Below are 243 nucleotides of genomic sequence, written 5' to 3' on the forward strand. Positions count from 1 at the left end.
GTCAACGGATGCACAGCGTGTGCGTGAACTGATCCTGCAGGCATTTGCCGACCACGAGGACGTCCTTGATACGCCGGCGCCCAACGTGTTCCTGGATGGCATCGAAGGCGGCAACCTGGTGTTCAACGCCAAGGGCTATGTGTCGTCGCCACGCTCGTCGTACGGTGTGCGCAGCGCCTTGTTGTTCACATTGCTGCAGCGGTTGCACGAGGCCGGGCTGGAGGTGTCGTCGCCGCCCACGAT

1 pseudogene is annotated in these 243 nt (G+C 62.6%); it reads left to right on the forward strand.

The window, feature by feature from the left end:
• Positions 1 to 243, forward strand: a pseudogene (locus SB751_RS34440) (mechanosensitive ion channel family protein); the annotation flags it as partial.

The sequence above is a fragment of the Cupriavidus sp. SIMBA_020 genome, from assembly GCF_046535395.1.
Classification (GTDB): domain Bacteria; phylum Pseudomonadota; class Gammaproteobacteria; order Burkholderiales; family Burkholderiaceae; genus Cupriavidus; species Cupriavidus campinensis.